The organism is Bacillus sp. FCW2 (assembly GCF_021228595.1).
In the GTDB taxonomy this organism is placed as follows: Bacteria; Bacillota; Bacilli; order Bacillales; family Bacillaceae; genus Bacillus; species Bacillus velezensis.
Genome location: NZ_CP089436.1, coordinates 408878 through 430890 on the forward strand (window position 1 = coordinate 408878; position 22013 = coordinate 430890).

General features: G+C 47.6%; 20 protein-coding genes and 3 riboswitches. Of the genes, 12 read left to right on the plus strand and 8 right to left on the minus strand.

Annotation, left to right across the window (positions count from 1 at the left end):
* Positions 1-264 precede the first annotated feature (264 nt).
* The 3 genes from proB to K3G25_RS02275 all read left to right on the plus strand — a co-directional run bounded on the left by proB (position 265) and on the right by K3G25_RS02275 (position 3160).
* Positions 265-1377 carry a glutamate 5-kinase gene (gene proB / locus K3G25_RS02265; protein WP_007610876.1) on the plus strand — a complete coding sequence of 371 codons (1113 nt, stop codon included), beginning with the start codon at positions 265-267 and terminating at the stop codon, positions 1375-1377.
* Complete coding sequence (gene proA / locus K3G25_RS02270; RefSeq protein WP_012117384.1) at positions 1374-2621, plus strand: glutamate-5-semialdehyde dehydrogenase; 1248 nt, start codon at positions 1374-1376, stop codon at positions 2619-2621. Before proB ends, proA begins: the two co-directional genes overlap by 4 nt.
* Before the next feature lie 113 nt (positions 2622-2734).
* Complete coding sequence (locus K3G25_RS02275) at positions 2735-3160, plus strand: organic hydroperoxide resistance protein (RefSeq protein ID WP_007610880.1); 426 nt, start codon at positions 2735-2737, stop codon at positions 3158-3160.
* Positions 3161-3187: 27 nt separating this feature from the next.
* Here K3G25_RS02275 and K3G25_RS02280 read toward each other — a convergent pair whose 3' ends face one another.
* Entirely contained in the window at positions 3188-3697 is a 510-nt protein-coding gene (locus K3G25_RS02280) for a MarR family winged helix-turn-helix transcriptional regulator (protein WP_014417547.1), read from the minus strand.
* A 73-nt stretch (positions 3698-3770) separates the two neighbouring features.
* Between K3G25_RS02280 and K3G25_RS02285 the strand changes: the two genes are divergently transcribed.
* The 4 genes from K3G25_RS02285 to K3G25_RS02300 all read left to right on the plus strand — a co-directional run bounded on the left by K3G25_RS02285 (position 3771) and on the right by K3G25_RS02300 (position 6518).
* Complete coding sequence (locus K3G25_RS02285; protein ID WP_022553455.1) at positions 3771-4181, plus strand: organic hydroperoxide resistance protein OhrB; 411 nt, start codon at positions 3771-3773, stop codon at positions 4179-4181.
* A gap of 140 nt (positions 4182-4321) precedes the next feature.
* A complete protein-coding gene (locus K3G25_RS02290) occupies positions 4322-4900 on the plus strand; it encodes an alpha-helical endospore appendage domain-containing protein (protein WP_071181730.1) in 579 nt (192 codons plus the stop codon).
* A gap of 21 nt (positions 4901-4921) precedes the next feature.
* Positions 4922-5386 (plus strand): hypothetical protein, encoded by a 465-nt coding sequence (locus tag K3G25_RS02295; RefSeq protein ID WP_017417627.1) that lies wholly within the window; start codon positions 4922-4924, stop codon positions 5384-5386.
* 4 nt (positions 5387-5390) lie between these two features.
* Positions 5391-6518 carry a glycosyltransferase gene (locus tag K3G25_RS02300; RefSeq protein ID WP_232489563.1) on the plus strand — a complete coding sequence of 376 codons (1128 nt, stop codon included), beginning with the start codon at positions 5391-5393 and terminating at the stop codon, positions 6516-6518.
* 21 nt (positions 6519-6539) lie between these two features.
* Here the strand turns inward: K3G25_RS02300 and K3G25_RS02305 are convergent, their stop codons facing one another.
* Both K3G25_RS02305 and K3G25_RS02310 read right to left on the minus strand, forming a co-directional pair.
* A complete protein-coding gene (locus K3G25_RS02305) occupies positions 6540-8297 on the minus strand; it encodes a BclA C-terminal domain-containing protein (RefSeq protein ID WP_232489564.1) in 1758 nt (585 codons plus the stop codon).
* A gap of 239 nt (positions 8298-8536) precedes the next feature.
* A complete protein-coding gene (locus tag K3G25_RS02310) occupies positions 8537-9721 on the minus strand; it encodes an MFS transporter (RefSeq protein ID WP_232489565.1) in 1185 nt (394 codons plus the stop codon).
* An 81-nt stretch (positions 9722-9802) separates the two neighbouring features.
* Here K3G25_RS02310 and yeiL point away from each other — a divergent pair, with 81 nt between their 5' ends.
* Positions 9803-10474 carry a transcriptional regulator YeiL gene (yeiL, locus tag K3G25_RS02315; protein ID WP_232489566.1) on the plus strand — a complete coding sequence of 224 codons (672 nt, stop codon included), beginning with the start codon at positions 9803-9805 and terminating at the stop codon, positions 10472-10474.
* Between the two features lie 48 nt (positions 10475-10522).
* Here yeiL and metE read toward each other — a convergent pair whose 3' ends face one another.
* Positions 10523-12811, minus strand: coding sequence for a 5-methyltetrahydropteroyltriglutamate--homocysteine S-methyltransferase (gene metE, locus K3G25_RS02320; RefSeq protein WP_021493799.1), 2289 nt, complete (start codon positions 12809-12811; stop codon positions 10523-10525).
* Between the two features lie 83 nt (positions 12812-12894).
* Positions 12895-13049, minus strand: a riboswitch (SAM riboswitch).
* A gap of 139 nt (positions 13050-13188) precedes the next feature.
* Positions 13189-14148 (minus strand): S8 family peptidase, encoded by a 960-nt coding sequence (locus K3G25_RS02325; protein ID WP_029974679.1) that lies wholly within the window; start codon positions 14146-14148, stop codon positions 13189-13191.
* Between the two features lie 219 nt (positions 14149-14367).
* Between K3G25_RS02325 and K3G25_RS02330 the strand changes: the two genes are divergently transcribed.
* On the plus strand, positions 14368-15201 hold the full coding sequence (locus tag K3G25_RS02330; protein WP_022553448.1) for an STAS domain-containing protein: 834 nt from the start codon (positions 14368-14370) through the stop codon (positions 15199-15201).
* A 45-nt stretch (positions 15202-15246) separates the two neighbouring features.
* Here the strand turns inward: K3G25_RS02330 and K3G25_RS02335 are convergent, their stop codons facing one another.
* The 3 genes from K3G25_RS02335 to K3G25_RS02345 are packed head-to-tail and all read right to left on the minus strand — an operon-like array spanning position 15247 to position 18206.
* Positions 15247-16008: an HMP/thiamine ABC transporter permease ThiX gene (locus K3G25_RS02335; RefSeq protein ID WP_022553447.1), complete on the minus strand. Its 762-nt coding sequence runs from the start codon at positions 16006-16008 to the stop codon at positions 15247-15249.
* On the minus strand, positions 15983-17620 hold the full coding sequence (locus tag K3G25_RS02340; RefSeq protein WP_029974684.1) for an ABC transporter ATP-binding protein: 1638 nt from the start codon (positions 17618-17620) through the stop codon (positions 15983-15985). The genes K3G25_RS02335 and K3G25_RS02340 overlap by 26 nt, the downstream gene beginning before the upstream one ends.
* Positions 17607-18206 carry an ECF transporter S component gene (locus K3G25_RS02345; RefSeq protein WP_232489567.1) on the minus strand — a complete coding sequence of 200 codons (600 nt, stop codon included), beginning with the start codon at positions 18204-18206 and terminating at the stop codon, positions 17607-17609. Before K3G25_RS02345 ends, K3G25_RS02340 begins: the two co-directional genes overlap by 14 nt.
* Before the next feature lie 179 nt (positions 18207-18385).
* A riboswitch (TPP riboswitch) is annotated at positions 18386-18499 on the minus strand.
* Between the two features lie 148 nt (positions 18500-18647).
* Between K3G25_RS02345 and K3G25_RS02350 the strand changes: the two genes are divergently transcribed.
* The 3 genes from K3G25_RS02350 to mgtE all read left to right on the plus strand — a co-directional run bounded on the left by K3G25_RS02350 (position 18648) and on the right by mgtE (position 21997).
* Positions 18648-19910, plus strand: a complete 1263-nt coding sequence (locus K3G25_RS02350) for a glycoside hydrolase family 18 protein (RefSeq protein ID WP_115940849.1) — start codon at positions 18648-18650, stop codon at positions 19908-19910.
* 87 nt (positions 19911-19997) lie between these two features.
* Positions 19998-20135 carry a transcriptional regulator SplA domain-containing protein gene (locus K3G25_RS02355; RefSeq protein WP_003154740.1) on the plus strand — a complete coding sequence of 46 codons (138 nt, stop codon included), beginning with the start codon at positions 19998-20000 and terminating at the stop codon, positions 20133-20135.
* Between the two features lie 106 nt (positions 20136-20241).
* Positions 20242-20407, plus strand: a riboswitch (M-box (ykoK) riboswitch).
* Between the two features lie 234 nt (positions 20408-20641).
* Positions 20642-21997: a magnesium transporter gene (gene mgtE / locus K3G25_RS02360; RefSeq protein ID WP_007407216.1), complete on the plus strand. Its 1356-nt coding sequence runs from the start codon at positions 20642-20644 to the stop codon at positions 21995-21997.
* The last annotated feature ends 16 nt before the right edge of the window (positions 21998-22013 follow it).

Genomic DNA, 22013 nt, shown 5'->3' on the forward strand with positions numbered 1-22013 from the left:
TCAGTACGCAGAACTTTCTGTGACAGAGAGCAAAATGACCCGCTGAAACATTTTGCCGCATGAAACCTGCCGAACCTGCCTTGGAGTCCTGAGGGGAAAACTCAGGCGCGATAACCTGGCGTTACAGGAAAGCGGGACGCGTGAAAAACGCGTTCAAACAAGGTGGTACCACGGAAAGCCCATTTCGTCCTTATTTTTCAGGACGGAATGGGCTTTTTTTATTGACGAGAGCCGGTTTGGATTGATTGCCACGGAGGAGAAATGATGAAAAAACAAAGAATTGTTGTGAAAATCGGGAGCAGCTCGCTCACCAACAGTAACGGAAGTATTGATGAAGCAAAAATCAAGGAACATACGGAAGCCATTTCTTTATTAAAAGAAAACGGGCATGAAGTGATCCTCATTACCTCAGGCGCCGTGGCAGCGGGTTTTTCCGCTCTCGGCTATCCGTCGCGACCCGTTACGATAAAAGGAAAGCAGGCAGCTGCCGCAGTCGGCCAGACGCTTTTAATGCAGCAATATATGGACCATTTAAAAAGATACGGTCTGACGCCGGCACAAATTTTATTAACAAGAAATGATTTCTCAAAAAGAGAGCGGTACAGAAATGCCTATGCCACTGTAATGGAACTGTTGGAGCGTGGCGTCGTGCCGATTATTAACGAGAATGATTCCACATCAGTCGAAGAGCTGACGTTCGGTGATAACGACATGCTGTCGGCGCTTGTGAGCGGGTTGATTCATGCAGACCAATTAATGATTCTCACAGACATTAACGGGCTGTACGATGCCAATCCGAATGAAAACCCGGACGCAAAGCGGTTCGACTATCTGAATGACATTACGCCAGAATTGCTCGGGTATGCCGGATCAGCAGGCTCAAAGGTCGGCACCGGAGGCATGAAGTCAAAACTTCTCGCCGCCCAGACCGCATTGTCGCTCGGGGTGAAGGTATTTATCGGAACCGGCTCCGGACGGGAAAAACTGATGGGAATTTTAGACGGAAAAGGCGACGGCACTTATATCGGCGATAAAGACCTGTCCTCAGTGAATAATACACGGCAATGGATCATGTTTCATTCTCCGATATCAGGGGAAATCATCATTGATGGGGGAGCGGAGCAGGCGATGATCCATAACGGGTCAAGTCTCCTCCCGGCCGGTGTCGCCGATGTCTGCGGCAGTTTTCCGAAAGGGGCTGTAGTGGAAGTCAGAGGGCCCGGCGGCATTATCGGCAAAGGGCAGACGCAGTACTCATCCGATGAAATTTTAGAAGCCAAAGGGAAGCGGAGCGACCAGCTTTCAGGAACGAAGCAGGTGGAAGTGATTCACAGAGATGATTGGGTGAATTTATTTGACGAGGGGGAACACAAATGAGTGAAGTATTGCAAAAAGCGGCTTTGGCAAAAGAAGCGGCTGCCGAAATGGTCATGAAAACGACGGCTGAAAAAAACGAAGCGCTCCAATGTATTGCAGACGGACTCAGAAATGAACGCCGGCTGATTTTAACAGAGAATCAGAAAGATATTGAAGCGGGACGGAACAGAGGACTGACACCTGACATTATTGACAGGCTGACTCTTGATGAAAAACGCCTGCTCGATATCGCGGACGCCGTGGAACTATTAATCGGTCTTGAAGATCCCGTCGGTGAATCGCTGGAGACCATTCAAAAAGAGAATGGATTATCTATTGAAAAAATCCGCGTGCCCCTCGGAGTAGTGGGCATGATCTATGAGGCCAGACCGAACGTTACCGTAGACGCGGCCACACTCTGCCTGAAAACCGGAAACGCGGTTGTGCTCAGAGGAAGTTCTTCCGCCATCCACAGCAACATAGCGCTTGTCAGTGTGATGAAACGCGCACTGGGGCTGTCAAAGCTTCCGATTGATGCCGTTCAGCTCATAGAAGATACAAGCAAAGAAACCGCCAAACAGCTCTTTACATTAAATGACGGGCTGGATGTATTGATCCCGCGCGGCGGTAAAAATTTAATTGATCTTGTGGTCAGGGAATCAACCGTACCCGTTTTAGAAACCGGAGCGGGCAATTGCCACGTGTACATAGATGAGTCAGCAGATCCTCAAATGGCAAGCGAGGTCGTCATCAATGCCAAAACACAGCGTCCTTCGGTCTGCAACGCGATTGAATCTCTTTTGATTCATGAAAAATGGGCCGAAGAACACGGACGAAAGCTGCTGAATCAGCTGACAGAAAAAGGGGTGGAGCTCCGAGGAGACCAGGTGATTTGCAGACTGGAGCCTCAAGCGAAACAAGCAGAAGAAGCCGATTGGGGAGCGGAGTACCTGGCGCCGATTCTCAGTGTGAAAACGGTGCAGGACGTACAGGAGGCGGTCCGCCACATTCAGCAGTACGGCACAAACCATTCAGAAGCCATTCTGACGGAGAACGCCGAGCATGCGGCTTACTTCCAGACCGCCGTTGACGCCGCCGCCGTGTATCATAATGCTTCAACCCGGTTTACGGACGGTTTTGAATTCGGATACGGAGCCGAAATCGGCATCAGCACGCAAAAGCTTCACGCGAGAGGGCCAATGGGGCTTCCGGCGTTAACATCTACAAAAATCATCATCAAAGGAAACGGACAAATCCGCGTATAATCTTTTAAGCTTATCCTTCAAAAAGGGTAGGCTTTTTTTATGCGGAAAGATTGACGGTTTCTATTATATTGTGTAAGATTAAATTGCACACAATATAATAGAGGTGAATTCACATGACAAAACCATTATTTACTGCAACCGTATCAGCCGCCGGCGGACGTGAAGGGAAAGTCACGTCTTCTGACGGAGTGCTGAATCTTGATGTTGCCATGCCGGGAACGCCAAGAGCAAAAAAGCTCGAACATGCCACAAACCCTGAGCAGCTGTTTGCCGCAGGATATTCAGCCTGCTTTGACAGCGCTCTTCAGCTCGTAGCGAGAAAAGAGCGTCTGAGTATTGAAACAGAGGTCACTGCGCATGTCAGTCTGCTGAAAGATGAAGCAGACCAAGGATATAAACTAGGCGTTACGCTTGAGGTCAAAGCATCCGGCATTGATAAACAGGAGCTTGAAGCCCTTATTCAAAAAGCGCACGGTGTCTGCCCGTATTCAAAAGCGACAGCGGGAAATATTGAAGTGAAGCTTCTGGCAGCAGAATAAAAATAAGGATGCCCATTCGGGGCATCCTTATTTTTTGCCGTGCAGCGTATTCAAAACCTCATAAAGCGACTGCTTTAACTGCTTTAATTCCTCTTTTGACCGTCCCGTCTGTTCCAGCATGGCAATGGGAATATCCGCCGCTGTTTTCTGCAAGGCCCGTCCTTCATCTGTGAGCCTGATCGTCACGGATCGCTCGTCTTCAGCCGACCGCTTTCTCATGATGATTCCGTGCTGCTCCATCCGTTTCAGCATCGGTGTCAGCGTTCCGGAATCCAGGTACAAAAGCTCACCCATCCGTTTCACATTCAGTTCTTCGTGCTCCCATAATAAAAGCAGTGCCAAATACTGGGGATAAGTTACGTTGAGCTTATCAAGCAGCGGTTTGTACCGTTTCGTCATTTCCCTTGAGCTTGCGTACAGCAAAAAACAAAGCTGATTCTCCAGTTTCATATGTTCAAAATCTTTTTCTGCCATTACTTCTTTCACCAACTCTTTGTTTGTTAACGTTACCCCTATTGTAGCCGAAAAACGGTCCATTTCCTATTCCTCATGTTTAAAAATATGAGCAGGGGCAATATATACAGTAAGTACAATGAGGAGGCTGATAATAATGGCATTATTTACTTCAAAAGCGACCGCAGTCGGCGGACGAGCAGGACATATTAAATCCGACGACGGGGTGCTGGATTTTGACATCATCATGCCGAATGCAAAAAAAGACGGAGAAACCGGCACAAACCCTGAACAGCTCTTTGCGGCAGGGTATGCTGCCTGCTTTGGGGGAGCGCTTGAGCTTGCCGCCCAAAAACAAAAAATCGACATGACCTCTGAAATTGAAGGACAGGTCAGCCTTTTAAAAGATGAGAGTGACGGAGGTTACAAAATCGGCGTAACGCTCGTCATTGATACAAAAGATCTTGACAAAGAAACGGCGGAGAAGCTAGTGCACGCCGCTCACGAGTTCTGTCCGTATTCAAAAGCAACAAGAGGAAATGTAGACGTCAAACTTGAATTAAAATAAATCAACGAACGAATATCCCGGATTTCATATCCGGGATATTTTATTAACGAAAACATCAGTAATGATCTCTTCTCTCCCGGAATAAGAATACGATATAGCACTTTTGCATAATGACACCAAGAGAAAAGAGGGAGAAATCGATGTCTCTTCCAAACATACCGAACATCACCCCCGACATTACACTCTCCAGATGTGAGACCCTGAACCTCCTTCTTTCATCCGTGGCTATGGAAGAAATCGGACTATCCCATATTCTGCAGGCGGAAGCGGAAAGGATTCAAATGTTTCTCGGCGCTTCCGGCGATCCCTCTTTGGAGGAACTGTCATCAATCAATAGAAGCACTGAACGGCTCCTGCGCACCGTCATGAAATCACAACTCCTTTTGCAGACGAAGCTTGAGGACATTATCTTCTTACAGGATTCTGAAGCCTGTATGGACCCGGACGACCCAAGCAATCCGAGTAATCCGGGCGATCCTGATGACCCGTGGAATCCGGACGACCCAAGTAATCCGAGTGATCCGGGCGATCCTGATGACCCGTGGAATCCGGACGATCCCAGTGATCCGGATGATCCGGAAGATCCATGCGACCCGTGCTTTCCGAATCCGCATCCTGAAGATCCGTGTGACGGCCTGTTTTACGGCCGCATTGGCTGCTGTGAGTGCGGGGATTGTGAGGACTGCGGTTGGAAGAAAAAAGGCGGGGAGCGTTCATAAAAAAAGAGACGGGTGAAGCATATGCCGTATCCAAGCATCTCAAAAGCGAAACAGACATCTTTTGAAGCCATGCATTGCCTCACGATTGCGCTGTTAAATATATTATCTGTGACCGTGGATAAAAGAAGGGATTCAGATTACAAAGAAGAAATCAGGCTGTTCTCCGCATTGTGCCGCTGGCAGATGGAAACTGGCGGCCGTCTGTTTTTAATGGTCAGCCTGGAAGAAGAGCAGAAGCAGATGTATGAGCGGCACTTTCATGAAATGAAGACAGTGACGGAACGAACGAAAAAATTCATTTTTGAAAGCCCGCGCGAATTCCGGGCGCATCCCATTACGAAGCGGGCTGTCAGGCAGCTTCAGGAATGGGATGCAGAATCAACTGCCGAACCTGCCGTCAGATGGGTGCGGCCTGTCATCATAACGATGAACGGCACTCCTGAACGGCCTTGGTTCAATCAACAACTCCAAAATCGGGAAAGGTGAGAAAATGAGCGGAAATGCTGAATGTAAACTGACTCTTTGCATGATTGTGAAAAACGAGGAGAGATACATCTCCCGTTGTTTATCAAGTGTACAAGACATCGTTGATGAGATCGTCATCGCAGACACCGGATCACAAGATAATACAAAAGATATCTGCAAAAGCTTTCAGGCAAGAGTGTTTGATTTCGAATGGGAGAATGATTTCGCAAAGGCCAGAAATTACGCCCTGCAGCATGCCGAAGGGGATTGGATTTTAATGCTTGACGCGGATGAAGAGCTCGATCAGGAGACGGGCCGTTTTTTAACTTCGCTGCTTCATGACGGATTACCGAGCCGGGGCCTTTTGAAAATCATCAATTATACGGGGAAGCAGCTCGATGAAAACGAAGCGTTTGAAAGCATGCAGCCGAGACTGTTCCGCAATCATAAAGGCCTTCTGTATCAAGGCAGAATTCACGAGAATATCTCGGCTCCCAATGAGGAAGAAAACAATGCTTTTTTCACGCTCCCATGTGTGATTCATCACTACGGCTACTTGGAGCAGGAAGAAAAGATCAAGCAAAAACATAAACGGAATATCAGCATTTTAAATGAAGAGCTTTCAGAGGAAAATCCTGATCCGTGGCTTGTCTATCATTTGGCAAGTGAATGCTACAGAATAAAAGACTATGAAAAAGCATTACATCTTGTCAACGGCTCAATTTTTCAATTTTTAAGCGAAAAACGAATGCCTCCGTCTCTCCTGTATTATTTGAAATATACAATATTGCTTGAGCTCAAACTGTATGAAGAAGCCGAACAAGGGATTGAAAAAGTGCTCAAGCTATATCCTGATTACAGCAATCTTTATTATTATAAAGGCCTTGTATTATATCATTTGGAAAAGTACAGAGCGGCAATCAAAGCATTTGAAAACGGAACGCAGGTTGAAGGAGAAAACGCTGATCACTTAATTTTAAAAGGTGCCGCCGATTTCAGAGCTTTTTATTATATGGCAAAATGCCATGCTGAATTAAACCATGATATGACGGCCATCGCTTACGCCAAAAAATCCGTGAAGTTCAATCCTCAATTTAAACCCGCGCAAGAGCTTCTGTCTCAATTAAAAAAGGATCAGCGGACAAACGCCTGATCCTTTTTTTTGCATGTTTCATTAAGATAATCGAATAATGTTTAAAGCTGCACCGACGCTTCCTCCAAGCAATGTGGCCGCACCCAATAATCCGAACAGCTGAAGCTGGATGGTGCTGCCTGCTGGCAAAGTCACAATAAAGGAGTTATTAAAGTTTGCCAAAGACGCGACCGGGGCGATAATCGAACTTGCAGGAGGAGTGCCGTTGATTAAAATACGCGAACTTACAAGCAAGCCGGCCGTTAAATTAATATGGTAGGAGATATAGTAACGTCCCGCCGGAGCAACGGTGAATACGGTATTTGCGGCATTAGCCGTTATATCCGCCGAAAGGTTTTGTTCATTCGGTAAAGAAATGGTCGTGCCGCCGACAATAACTGCGACAACACCGCCGCCCGTATTGCTTGCATAGCCGGAAGTTGCTGTCAGACTTGTTCCGGTGATTCCGGTCGGTCCGGAAACGCCAGTAGCGCCGGTGATTCCGGTCGGTCCGGTGCCGCCAGTAGCGCCGGTGATTCCGGTCGGTCCGGAAACGCCAGTAGCACCGGTAAATCCGGTCGGTCCGGTGCCGCCAGTAGCGCCGGTGCTTCCAGTCGGTCCGGTGCCGCCAGTAGCGCCGGTGATTCCGGTCGGTCCGGAAACGCCAGTAGCACCGGTAAATCCGGTCGGTCCGGTGCCGCCAGTAGCGCCGGTGCTTCCGGTCGGTCCGGTACCGCCAGTAGCGCCGGTGATCCCGGTCGGTCCGGTGCCGCCAGTAGCGCCGGTGATTCCGGTCGGTCCGGTACCGCCAGTAGCGCCGGTGCTTCCCGCCGCAGCTAAAAGTGTATAGTCAGCTGAGGCTCCAGGGGTTCCCGCCGGGCTGTTTACATTTGCGACGTAAGAGCTGCCGTTGAAAGTAACTGGCTGTCCGGCGGTATAGGCAGCGGCGGCGAGGGGATCAAACGGTACGATGCCCTGCAGTCCGGCGCCCGTGACCCCTGTCGGCCCGGTCGGCCCCGCGGCGGCAAGCAGTGTATAATCCGGCGATGTCCCGGGAATGCCTGAAGGGTTATTGATATTTACGACATAAGAAGCACCCTCATACAATACAACCTGCCCCGCTGTATAAAAAGGCGCAGCAGCGGGATCAAAATCTGTCAATCCTGTCAATCCGGCTCCGGTAGCGCCTGTTGGTCCGATCGGCCCGGTTGATCCTGCGGCAGCTAAAAGCGTATAATCGGCAGACGTATCCGGAATCCCTGCCGGCGAAGGTGTGTTCACGACATAGGAGCTTCCGTTATACAATACAACCTGTCCGGGTGTATAAGTGGGAGCAATCAGCGGATTAAAAGCAACAATCCCTTGAAGACCCGCACCGGTGACCCCCGTCGGCCCGGTCGGTCCGGTTGGCCCTGTCGCTCCGGCTGGTCCGATTGCTCCCGTAGGTCCTGCGGGCCCTCCGGCTGGTCCCGTCGGCCCCGTAGCACCAGTCGGTCCCGCCAGTGTAGGGATATTTGAGATACTGTCCAATTTTGAACCGAGAAGAAGCTCCTGTTTCATTAAGCTGTCAAGCGTATCCCGGACGCTCTCATTCAAGTTCAGAATATCCGCAAGACTTGACGGGGGCCCTGTTAATCCGGGAATCGTTCCGAGCGCGTATTGGATTTTTTCCCCTTCCGCATTCAGAATATGTGCCATTCCCAGCTCTTCCATAGCAATTGACGAAAGAAGAAGGTTAATGGTATCGTCTCTGGAAAGTGTAACGACAGGGGTGATATTAGGCAAATTAGGCTGTGACACAATGTCCCTCCTTATGAGTTGGCTGAAAATCATTTTATTACGAACAAAGTTCCCCGAAATAAGCGTAAGCAGTACTGTATCAGTATATTCACTGACTCTGTCCAAGTTTCTGAACGAATTCCCGCATTAAATTCATCATATATGAAGGAAATACTTTAAATATAGAGAAAATACATCGCACAGCATTCGCAAATCGGTCAAAATGACAGCGGGACATGTGATCGTCTATAAAGCGATGGCTACATATCTTGAGCGTTTCCAGCAAAAACTCTCTTTTTCATTTCAAGTTTTCTGTATAAGAGGGCGAGAAGCATGGATGGGATCGTACAAACAATCATTCCGATAAAGGCATACCGGGGTTCAATTTCATATAAAAAACCTCCGAAAATAGTAAATACCGCAGTGCTCCAGCTGAGAGCAAGCGCTGAATATATGCCTTGGGCTTTCGGGATTTGCGCCGGTGAAATATTCTTAATTAAGTATTTCATAAATGCATAGTGTCCCATCGCGAATGAACAGGCATGCAGCGTCTGCGCAATACAGAAAATGATGACATGCGGAAAGGCAAATACGAGTATCCAGCGTACGGTAGCACCAAGCGCCGCCAAGGCGAGCAAAGAGCCTGCCGTAAATTGATGAAAGTATCGGTCAGCGATTGCAAAGAAGATAATCTCCGCGATAACGGCGATGTTGATGATGATTCCGATGGCATATGCGGGCGCATTGATTTCCTGCAAAAAGAGATAACCGTAATTGTAGTAAGATGCATGTGCCGCCTGCAGTAAGATAACGATTGCGAGCACCAGACCGAAATATTTGATGCGGAATAAGCCAAACATACCCTCTTTTCTTGCGCGGTCTGTTTCCGGCCGTTTTGAAAGAACAGCTGGCGCATGCATAAAGCTGAGACATGCGAATATCAGGGTGCCCAAAAGCAGTGCCCATAAAATCGCTTGATCTCCGAATATACCTGTAAAGACGGACAGGATGACGCCGGCTGAAACAAAACCCGCGGACCCCCACTGGCGGCTTGTCCCATAAGCCTTTAATTCGTTATGCTGTACAAGGACGCCGCAAGCGCTGTCTAAAGCGGGCATTAAAGCAGGGTAAAACACGTGCAGCACTAATGTGACAAGAAGCAGGCTTTGAAAAGAATCAGCGGGAATATAACATAAAAGTGCGAGAAGCGTCCCGATTCTGGCGCCGTTTAATAAGGCTTTGCTGCTGAATTTTCCTGATAAATAAGGGAAGAAAAATAATGTGGAAATCCCTCTTGCCGCCAAGCCCAGGCTCATAATGAAACTGGCTTCGGATACGGAAACCCCTTTTATATGCACCATCCATCCCGTCCAATAGGGCAGAAAAACACCCCATGTCATAAAAAAACTAAAAAAATGCAGACTCATCCAGCGATATGCTTTCATTCCCGTTCCTCCTTTAATTGGCATGTTATCATGTAAGGACATAAAGACAATATGAGATATCTCATATTTTTGGGGTGGACGATGGAAATTTATAAAGGCGAGAAAAAGAAACATCAGTTAGAAAAACACTCAATCGCGCATTTATTCTCTTTCCCCGCTGAAAAGTTTATGGAAGTGCGCGAATATGAGCGGGACGAATGGGTGATTCAAGAGGGCAGGAGGCCTGACTTCCTGTTTTACGTGATTGAAGGAAAAGCGAAAATATATGTAACCCATCAAAACGGGAAAGTTTCTTTAATTAATTTTATCAACAAAAATGATTACATCGGAGAGATGGAACTATTACATGAAGTGTATTACACAAAAGGAATTCAAGCCTCAGCGAAGACTGTTTGTTTTGCTCTGCCTATTTACCGCTGCCGCGCGCAATTGTTGCAGGATGCGAAATTCCTGCGTGAGTTGGCTAAGTTTTTAAGTGCTAAGGCAACGCTTATGGCTTCGAAATATTCACAAAGTCTGGCGTTCCCATTTGAAAACCGGCTGGCTGATTTTATTTTGCAGACGGCTTATGAAGGGGTTTATAAAGAGAAGCACGTAACGGTCTGTGATTATTTGGGTGTATCTTACCGTCATCTCTTGCATGTGCTGACGCAATTCTGCCAAAAAGGGTATTTGCAAAAAGAAGGGAGGGGCTATCAAATTAAGCAGTATGATTCACTAAGTGAACTTGCAGAAGCGCTGAAGAATAAGTAGCAAGCCCAGAAAAAACAGCCACCCGCGATTTGCGGATGGCTGTTTTCATTATACAAGCTGAGCTTGTTTTTTTCGTGCCTGTTTCGCGGCGTCGACCATATTTTTTAATGCCGCAACAGTTTCTTCCTGCTGTCTTGTTTTCAGTCCGCAGTCCGGGTTTACCCAGAAGCGGTCAGTCGGACACACTTCAAGCGCGTCATCAATAATTTGATAGATTTCTTCAGTTGCCGGCACACGCGGGCTGTGAATGTCGTATACACCGAGTCCGAGGCCTTTCACGTAAGGATGTTCTTTCAAGTATTCTAAAAATCCTCCGTGGCTTCTGCTGTGTTCGATTGTAATGACATCCGCGTCAAGATCATTGATCGTATCTACGATATCTTCAAAGTTGCTGTAACACATATGCGTATGAATCTGCGTCTCATTTTGCACAGAAGACGTCGTTAATCGGAATGCTTCTGCGGCCCAAGTTAAATATTCATCCCAATCCTGCGTTTTTAACGGCAGTCCTTCGCGGAGCGCGGGTTCATCCACTTGGATAATCTGAATACCGGCATCTTCAAGCGCTTTTACTTCTTTTCTGAGGGCAAGCCCGATCTGGAAGGCGATTTCTTTTCTTGAAATATCCACACGCGGGAATGACCAGTTTAAGATGGTGACAGGTCCCGTCAGCATGCCTTTCATGTGTTTTTCCGTCAGCGATTGGGCGTAGACCGTATCTTTTACCGTCATCGGTTCGATAAATTCGACATCTCCGAAAATGACAGGCGGACGTACGCAGCGTGAACCGTAAGACTGCACCCATGCATATTTCGTAAAGGCGAATCCGGCCAGTTTTTCACCGAAGTATTCGACCATGTCCGTCCGCTCAAATTCTCCGTGAACGAGCACGTCTAAGCCGATTTCTTCCTGAATGTCAACCCAGCGCTTCGTTTCCGCATTAATAAAGGCTTGGTACTGTTCATCCGTCCAATCTTTTTTCCGCCATTTTTGCCGTGCGCTCCGCACCTCGGCAGATTGAGGGAAGCTTCCGATTGTCGTCGTCGGCAGAAGGGGAAGACCGAGTGATTCATTCTGCAGCGCCAATCGTTCTTCAAAGCTTGCCGGACGGGAGAAATCTTTTTCCGTCAGCTGATTCAGCTCTTCTTTTTGAGCTGAGTTCGCTCCTGTTGCGAATGCTTTTAAAGCCTTAAGTGCCGCTTTTGACTCTTCGATCTGCTCACTGACGGCCGCTTTGCCGGACAGAAGCCCTTCTTTTAATACGCCGAGTTCCGCCAGTTTTTCTTTAGCGTATGACAGGCCGTTCAGCAAATCCTTTTCGAGGTGCTCGTCAGGGTGTTTTGCCACCGGCACGTGCAGAAGGCTGCTTGAAGGCTGAATCCATAATTCCTCAACGTCAGCGTGGCTGAGGATATCCAGAGCTGCATCAAGGCGTTCTTCAACATCGATTTTCCAAATGTTGCGGCCGTCGATCACACCGGCTGCCAGCACTTTATCTTTCGGGAAGCCGTGCTTTTTCAGCTGCTCAAGGTTTCTGCCTTTATCATGCACGAAGTCAAGCCCGATTCCCTGTACGGGATAAGAAACGAGTTCTTCATATGCATCAACCGAATCAAAGTATGTCTGCAGGAGAACATTCAGTCCTGAAAGCTCTTTTGTGATCGCTTCATAGAGGTCTTTGGCGGCACGGACGTCTTCAGAAGAAGCTGTCACAAGGGCCGGCTCATCGATCTGAACCCATTTGACGCCTTCAGCTTCAAGCTCTTTCAGCAGCTGCACATAAAGAGGAACAAGGCGTTTTTGAATCGCTTTCGCTTCTGATTCTTCGTATCCTTTCGCAAGCGTGACAAATGTGTACGGACCGACAATGACAGGTTTCGTTTCCGCTCCGAATTCTTCTTTGATCCGGCGGTAGTCATCAAGCTGTTTGTTTCTCGTCAGACGGAATTCAATGCTTTCGTCATATTCAGGAACGATGTAATGGTAGTTGGTATTAAACCATTTCGTCATTTCACTGGAAACGGCGTCTTTTACACCGCGGGCAATCGCAAAGTATGTATCAACGGGATCCGTGATGCTGCGGAATCTTTCCGGAATCCAGTTAAAGCTGACGGCTGTATCAAGCACATGGTCATAATGGGTGAAATCAGAGACCGGCACGATATCGATATGTTGGTCAAGCTGTGTTTTGACAGCTGATAAGAATAAACCGTCAAGTTCTTTAAGAAACGTTTCTTTGTCAGTGTTTCCTTTCCAATAAGCCTCAAGCGCTTTTTTCCATTCTCTGTTCAAGCCGATTCTCGGAAAACCGAGGTTCGAAGTTTTGATTGTTGTCATTAAGTTTCCTCCTTTAAGTGAGATGTAACAAAAAAGCCCCTTTCTCATGAGAGAAAGAGGCTTTAACTTCAAAATGTAAGCCTCTCTCATCTCTCAGATCACGTCTGATGGAATTAGCACCGTGCCTTATGAGACAGTCGTCTCGGCGCAAAAATCACGCGCCCCATTTCACAATGGAATTACGGTCGGTTGCTGTTGGGGTCAAAAGGCCAATCCCTCGCCCAACTCTCGATAAGAGAAAGTATTTCAATTTTTTTGAAAAGTTACATCATTTGTTGGTTATCTTATCAGCTTATTCAGATCACTGTCAATAGAAAATCTCACATTTTAAAAATTGGTGATGTGACAAGCTGACCATTCATTATATGAGAAAAATATCAGAAAGACAGCAGCTGTGCCTGTTCGGCTCTTTCCATCAGCACTTCAGGCGCGTCTAAATACAGAAACCCGTTCCCGGCCAATGTTTTGGCGATGTCCAAAGGAAGGGTCCGCCGCACGAGCTGGGCGTAGACTTCAGCCTCAGAAAGCGTCCGCTGAAACGCGTCCTGTTCAAGCCCTTTTATTAAGGCAAGCGCTCCGCTCACATGCGGGGCGGCCATTGAAGTGCCCGTCAGCTTCCCGTATTTATGGTTGGGAAGGGTGGAGAGAATATTTTCTCCCGGAGCCACCAGGTCAATCTCTTTATTGGCGTTTGAAAATTCAGACGATTTACGGGCGATTGAGACTGATCCGACTGCGATCACTTCGTTGTAAGCGGCCGGATACGACAGTTCCTCTGTACGCTCGTCTCCGTCGCCTTCGTTTCCTGCCGCGCAAACGACCAGAACACCGCTTTTTACCGCATTTGCGACGGCTTCTTTCAATTCAGGCACATCGCTTGGCCCGCCGAGTGACATGGAAATGATATCGGCCTTTTGTTCAACGGCGTAGTTGATGCCGTTAATGATCCATTCGTATTTGCCGCTGCCGTTTTTCCCGCCGAGAACTTTAACGATTAAAAGGCTTGCTTCCGGCGCAACACCCGAAATTCCGCCGTTTGAATCATTGGCGGCAATCGTTCCGGAAACGTGTGTCCCGTGTCCGTTATAATCGGAAATCGCGTCTTCTTTGCCTCCGTCATCATCGGTGAAGTTTTTCCCGCCGACAATCCGGTCTTTCAAATCAGGATGATTGATGTCGCAGCCTGTGTCAAGCACCGCGATTTTAATATCCTTGCCTTTAAACCCTTTTGCCCACAACTCTGGCGCCTTAATCACTTTAATACCCTCTGGAAGCTCGTTCACATCCATGATCTGTTCATCCGTGACATAAGGAATCAAATGCATTTCACCATTCATAAAAAAGCCCTCCTTTTTTATGCTTGCGAGTGGATACAAGGGTGTTGCTACTATTTTATGGCAGAGCATGCCGGCCGGAAAGAGTCATTTGAAGCATTTTCATAAAAAAGGCGTAATCTATCGTACTAAAAAATTTCAAATAAATGGATAGTCTGACAGCTTTCATTTTCATTCATGACCCGCTGACGCTATAATTGGAAATGGGAAAGGAGAAGAGATATGAAGATAAGTGAAGCATTATACAGCTATTTTTCAGAACAAGTGGATCAAATTGCGAAAGAGTGGATCGAAACGATGGAAGATTCGGACCCGAATTCGATTTATTCTTTGACAAATCCTGTCATCACAGAAGAACTGACGGAGCAGGATAAAGAATTTTACCGGCATATTAATAAAATGTATATCATGCCGGAAAAAGAATTTTTAGAAGAGTTCGAGCAGTGGGTGATTGAGCTCGCGAAAGACCAGAAGCATCTGGATACACCCGTCCAGTATGTGGTCCGTGAATTCATGAGAAACCGGAGACTATACATCACTTATTATGATGCGTTTGCCGATAAACATGAATCTTCGTTTGCACAGGGAGAAAGGAAGAAATGGGAGAATTTAATTGTACAAGTATTTGATTTTACGATTTACACGTTTGTCGATCATGCCGAGCATAACTCGAAAATGCAGCTGAACGCGCAAAGAGAAATGATTTTGGAGTTAAGCTCGCCGGTTATCACGCTGAGCAAACGGACGGCGCTGCTGCCGCTTGTCGGCGATATTGACACGGAGCGCGCCAAATTCATTCTTGAAAATACGCTGAGCACATGTGCAAAACGGCTGATTGAACATCTGTTTATTGACCTGTCGGGTGTAGTGGTTGTCGATACGATGGTGGCGCATCAGATTTTTAAATTAATTGAGGCGCTGAACCTGATCGGCGTCACGTCCACTTTATCCGGAATCAGGCCGGAAATGGCTCAAACCGCCGTACAGCTCGGCATTAATTTCTCAGATATTACGATTAAGTCCAATCTCGCTCAGGCTCTCAATTATCATCAATAACATACATAACAAAACAGGCTGCCGAATCACTCCGGCGGCCTGTTTTTATACAAACAACAATGAAATGAGCCAGCTTGCGCCGAATAACAGAAGCACGAGCAGGAAAAAGCACCAGTCGGCGCGGCGCACGGTAACAGTTCTGTAAAACGTGCGGTTTCGGCTCCCCGTAAAGCCTTTAGATTCCATCGCGATCGCCGTGCGTTCCGCCTTTCTGATTGCGCCTGCCAATAGCGGAATGGTGAAGCGCCTGAAGGCGGAGAGCTTTCCTTTCAGTCCTGAATCAGACGCCGCGCCCCTGATTCTGTGCGCCTGCCGGATGATCAGGATTTCATCTTTCAGAAGAGGGAGAAACCGGAACCCCGCGATAACGCCGTATGCAAGCTTGGGCGGCAGCTTACACTGCTGAATCAGACTGAGCATGAACAGAATCGGATCGGTTGTGAAAAGAAACATCATCGACAAAGCGGAAAAACATAAAATACGAAACGCGATAGAAATCCCGAGCGCCGCGTTATCACTGTTGACGGCAATCGGCCCGAGCTTAAACAGCAGATTGCTTCCGGTTGTCGGGACGTTTCCGAATACGGCGGCTGTCCATAAAGAACCGAAGGCCAGAATGACAAACGGAATCGTGAACAGCAGCCATTTTTTCAGCGGCACACGCCCCGCCGAGAGGACGCCTCCCGCAATGATGATATAAAACAAAGCAGGGGTGTACGGATTATAAATAAACGACAGCATAATGACGCATAACAATACAGCCGCCGCCTTTATTGACGGGTTAACAGCCTCCAGCCGCAAGTTCATTTCTCCGCCTCCTGTCGTGTTTCATCCATTCATACCGCAGCGGCAAAGCCAAATGCGCTTGCTCGGCGATCCCGGTGTTATCAGAAAATAAAGCGTCGGGAGTTCCCCGGAATACCAGTTTCGTGCCGCAGAGCACAAGGATCGTGTCGGCATAATCTGAGACGAGTTCCATATCGTGTGTCACCATCAAAACAGCCGTTCCTTCCTTTTGAATCTCACGGAGCATTTGCATACACTCCCGCGCCGTTTTGGCATCCTGTCCGAAAGTCGGTTCATCAAGCATCAAAACGTTCACATTGTGCATAAGCATTGTCGCGACGCTGAGCCGGCGTTTTTGTCCTTGGCTTAAAGAAAACGGATGCTGTGAGGCATGGCGTCTCAGGCCGAATCGGGTTAACAGCTGAAGAGCTTTCTCCTTTGCGGCTCTGCTGCTTTCAAAACCGAACATCAGCTCTTGAATGACGGAATCTGTGACAAATTGGTGTTCAGGATTTTGGAAAACATATCCGATCAGCCGCCGCAGCTCTTTTTCAGAATAGGAATCAATCGGTCTGCCGTCTATTTTGATGTCTCCGCTCAGCGGACGGATGAGCTTGGCCGCGGCAGAAAGGAGCGTGGATTTTCCTGTTCCGTTAGGGCCGGCAATCGCGGTGATTGAACCTTTTTTTACGGAAAAGTTCACATCCTGAAAAATGACGTCTGCTCCTCTTGAGAATGACAGCTCGTGAACGCTCAGCGCGTCTTCTGCCGAAAGCGCGGCGGGCCGGGGTTCGGGCAGAGATGGTACAGGTTCGTGAAACAGCTTTTCTTTACACAATGTAAAAGGAATGCTGACGTGCTCCTGCAATGAGATCACACGCGGAATCGGAATGCCGAGCTGCATCAGCTCTTCAATCTTTGTTTCAAAGATAACGTCCGTCTCTCCGTCCATCACCTTCTGACCCATTTCGTCAAGGACAATCGTCCTGTCCATCCACGGCGCCCAATGATCAAGCTGATGTTCGATAACGAGAAGGCCGAAGCCTTTTTTTGCTTGAAGATCTTTGATCAGCCGCACTAATTCACGTGCGGAATATGGATCAAGCTGTGCCGTCGGTTCGTCCAAAATAATGAGTTCCGGTTCCATCGCAATGATACAGGCAAGCGCCACTTTTTGTTTTGAACCGCCTGACAGCGAAGCGATCGTTCGCGTTTTCAAATGAGTGATCTCTAATTTTTCTAAAACGTCATTGATGATTGCGTCCATATCTTCTTTTGTATATTGCAAATTTTCCAAGCCGAAGGCGATTTCATCTTCAACCGTCAGCATGCAAAACTGCTGGTCCGGATCTTGAAACACGACGCCGATGGATCTGGCGGCGGGTTCTGTCAGGTGTGAAAGAGGTGTTCCGTATAAAGAAACGGTGCCCGATTGAACCCCATCGCATGCTTCCGGGTACAGACCGTTTAAACAAAGAGCGAGCGAGCTTTTGCCGCATCCGCTCGGCCCGAGCAATAAAGCCCGCTCTCCTTTGCGGAGCTGAAAGGACACGTTTTGAAGAATCGGCTTTTCATCCTGATCATAAGAAAAGGTAAGACAGCCGGCCGATAGAAGGGGCTCAGATGCCTGCATCTTGGTTCATCTGTTTCTTTTTCTTCTTGAATTGTTTTCCGAGCGCCATGCCGTTCAGCACCCCTGTGTAAGCCAGCGCATCACTGATTGCTTTGCCGAGAAGGCCGGCAAGAAGCGCACCTGAGATCAGACGGACAAGAAGCATGACGGCTAATAAACCCGGATTCAAAACAGAGTATCCGGAAACGAACAAGTCATAAATGAAGCTCGTCACAGAAGACCCCATACCGGATAAAAGAAGCACGGGCAGGGTATAAATCCGCCAGCGTGTCGCAAAAAAGACCGCTTCCGCACCGATTCCCTGTGCGATCCCGATCAGAATCACCATCGGTCCTGACGGATTTCCGAGTAAGCACTCCACAAACGCGGCGATGATTTCAGAAACAAGAGCCGCTCCCGGTTTTTGAATAATGTACGCGGCAATTACCGAGACGATAAACCAGATACCGTAAATCGGTTCGTAGCTCATCCGGCCGAAAAACCCTGCCGCTATATTGCTTGCATGAGTTGATACTAAATAAATGACAGCAAATACTACACTGATGACGGACATGACGACAATTTCTCTCATTTTCCAATTTTTCATTGTGATCTCCTGCTTTCTTATCGGATAGTCGTATGTATGAAAGAGATGATTTTACAGGCGGTTTATATTCAGTTTCATATTGCGGTGTCCTCCCCCGTTTTTTAATGAAAAATAAAAAACTGCATATCCGAGGGAATATGCAGCAGCAGAACGAAAACGCATGGGGAAAAACCCTGCGCTCCGGTCAATCTGCACTTCCCCACGCTGGTATTATCCAGATCGGGTTATAAGGGATCAAAACACGCCTGCCGCATGTTTTATCTCAGCCGATAACAGCACCCCTAGTGCGTTTCCTATACAGTTTTTTATGATGACATCATCATAGTTGATCATGTCTGATTTGTAAACAGCCTTTCTCCAAACAGAGTTTGGAATCGGACCGGATGATCATTCATAAAGATAAGAAGAGCCCTTTTGATCAAAAGGAAACGGAGGACATCTATGTTTGTTCATACAGTGCAGTCTGGCGACTCGTTATTTTCCATCAGCAGAAAGTACGGATACCCTGTTGACAGCATCAGAAGCGTCAACGGGCTTGAGGAAACGAATATCGTTCCGGGGCAGGCGCTTTTAATCCCTCTTAATGAATATACGGTTCAGCCGAATGATACGTATGCCGTTATCGCAGGTAAGGCTTATGTGCCGCAGATGCAGCTGATGCAGGCAAACCCGGATATTCCGCCGAACCGGCTGCGGGCGGGTATGAAAGTGAAGATCCCTGATATCTCTAACTATCTTGCGGGAACCCTGCAATTTTATGTCATTCGGACGCCTGAAGCGGATAGAGAGTTAATTAATGATTTTGCGCCGTATTCTTCGGCGATTTCTTTGTTTGAATATCATTTTGGCCCGAACGGAGATATCATTAACGATTTAAACGACAGAACCGCAATAGAAACCACATGGCAGAACAGAGTGCGCCCGCTTGCCGTTATTACAAATCTGACAGAAGGGGGATTCAGTCCGGAATTAGCCCATCAAGTGCTGCAAAATCCGACGGCACGAACGAATCTCGTCAACAATATCGTCTCCTTAACCGTAAGAAAGGGATACGGCGGTGTAAATATCGATTTTGAACGGGTCAGAGAAGCTGACAGGGACCTCTTCACAGGATTTCTCCGGCAGTTAAAAACCCGGCTTTCAGAGCATCAGCTCGCGTTAACGATATCGGTTCCGGCGAAAACAAGTGATGCAGTGCCGTGGCTGAGGGGATATGATTACGGCGGAATCGGAGCCGTCGTCGATTATATGTTCATTATGGCGTACGACTGGCACCACGCCGGCAGTGAGCCGGGACCCGTGGCGCCTTTGACAGAGGTCAGGCAAACGATCAATTTTGCCATCAGCAGGGTGCCGAGAAGAAAAGTGATTCTCGGTGTTCCGCTGTACGGGTATGATTGGGTGATTCCGTACCATCCCGGAACGATCGGATCCGCCATCTCCAATCAGCGCGCCATGGAAACGGCCATGAAGCATCAATCAGTGATCCGTTATTCCCAGCAGGAGCGTTCCCCTTACTTCCGGTATACTGATGAAAATGGAAGAACGCATGAAGTGTGGTTTGAGGATGTGCGGAGCATGAGTGAAAAAATGGTTCTCGTTCGGGAGTTCGGACTGCAGGCGATCGGCGCGTGGCAATTAACGCTCGGTTTCAAACCGGGCCCGTGGCTGCTTAGGAACTTTTTCACGATCCGAAAAATATAGCTGCATGTCCCGCTCCGCAAGTGATTTTTTTCCTATGATAACGGGTCTTCTTTTGGACAATCTAAAATTGAACAGGAGGTCTGTCATATGAAGAAAAGGGAAGAGCAGTATATCAACGAGGCTGAGTATGTACCGCATCCGACAAAAGAAGGGGAGTACGCGCTCATGCTGCATGAATCCTATCATTTCCTTTCAGAAGAGGATGAAAGCGATTTGCCGGAATAAGGGCTTTATGCCTTTATTCCGTTTATTTTATAGGCATGTGCTGAAATCACAAATTTAAGGTTGACACATTCCTTTTTTTTCTGTAATCTCAGTGTGTCAATTCAAATAAGAACTTCGTTAGGTGAGGCTCCTGTATGGAGATACGCTGCTGCCCAAAAATGTCCAAAGACGCCAATGGGTCAACAGGAATCATCGACATAAGGTGATTCTTAACGCAGCTGGATGGCTGTCCTATGCCATACAGTGCTAAAGCTCTACGATTGGAGGCCCCGCACGTTTATTTGCCGTGCTTGTTTTCGCCTTCATATCGGAAGGTTTTTTTTATGCCTCAAAACGTACACGACTGAGCATGATAAGGAGGTGCGGAGTATGGATTCTCCCCATTCGAGTATGTCAGAAGAAGTACCCATATACAGCCAGATAACCAATGACGACATGATGAGGAGACAAACCGCCGCACTTCCCTTGACGGACGGCGCGTCTCCGTAAAGGAGGTACGAGTCCCGATGGTCCAAAACATGACCTATGACGAACTCATATTACGCATTATCATTTTATTGCGGGACGGAAAAATAAAAGAATTCCGAAACATGATAGATGAGCTTCAGCCCTATGACATGGCATTTTTGTTTAAAGAAATGCCGGAAAAGCACCGGGCCCGCTATCTGTCATATATGACGGTTGATGACATCACCGACATGATCGGAGAGCTGGAGCGGGAATTTCAGCTTGCCGTTTTGCATAAAGTCGGTAAAACGAAAGCCACTCTCGCAATGAATAAAATGGATAACGACGATCTCGCCGCATTGCTGGAAGAGATGGATGAAGAACTGAAAGAACAGCTTTTATCCAGCATGGAGGCTGAGGAATCAAAGGCCGTACAGCTTTTGATGAACTATCCGCAAGAATCGGCGGGCCGGATGATGACGAACCGCTTCGTCTGGATTCCGCAGCATTATACAGTAAAAGATGCGGTCGTGAAGCTGAAAAGCTTTGCAGAAATCGCAGAATCAATAAATTATTTGTACGTGATTAATGACAGCAAGCAGCTTGTCGGAGTGCTCTCTTACAGAGATTTAATTCTCGGCGAGCCTGACGATAAAGTGCAGGATCTCATGTTTACACGTGTCATCTCGGCCGGGGTGCTCCAAGACCAGGAAGAAGTCGCCCGGCTGATCCAGCGGTATGACTTTTTAGCCATTCCGATCGTGGAAGAAAATCATGTGCTTGTCGGTATTGTCACTGTCGATGATATTATTGACGTCGTGATTAAAGAAGCCGATGAAGATTACGAAAAATTCGCAGCCTCCGGTAAGGCGATTACATTTGATACGAAAGCGTACGTTGCAGCGTACCGCCGTTTGCCGTGGCTCATTCTGCTTTTGTTTATCGGATTGATTTCCGGAAGCATTCTGAATTATTTTGAAGATACATTGCAAAAAGTAGTCGCCCTCGCATTTTTCATGCCGATGATTGCGGGAACAACGGGTAATACAGGCACACAGTCACTCGCCGTCGTCATCAGAGGACTGGCTAAAGAAGAAATGAATAAAAAAACCATCTTTAAACTGATTTTCCGTGAATTAAGAACCGGTATCTATATCGGCATCGTCTGTGCGATCGCGATTACGATTGTCGCAACCGTCTGGCAGAAAGACTTAACGCTCGGTTTTGTCGTCGGTTCATCGCTGCTTGCAACGTTGATTATCGGTACGATGGCCGGAACGATCGTCCCTATTATTCTTCATAAACTGAACATTGACCCGGCGATTGCATCAGGACCGCTGATTACGACGCTGAACGATATTTTGTCCTTATTAATTTATTTCGGCATTGCAACTGCATTTCTTCATGCTTTATAAAAAAAGTCCGTCTCAC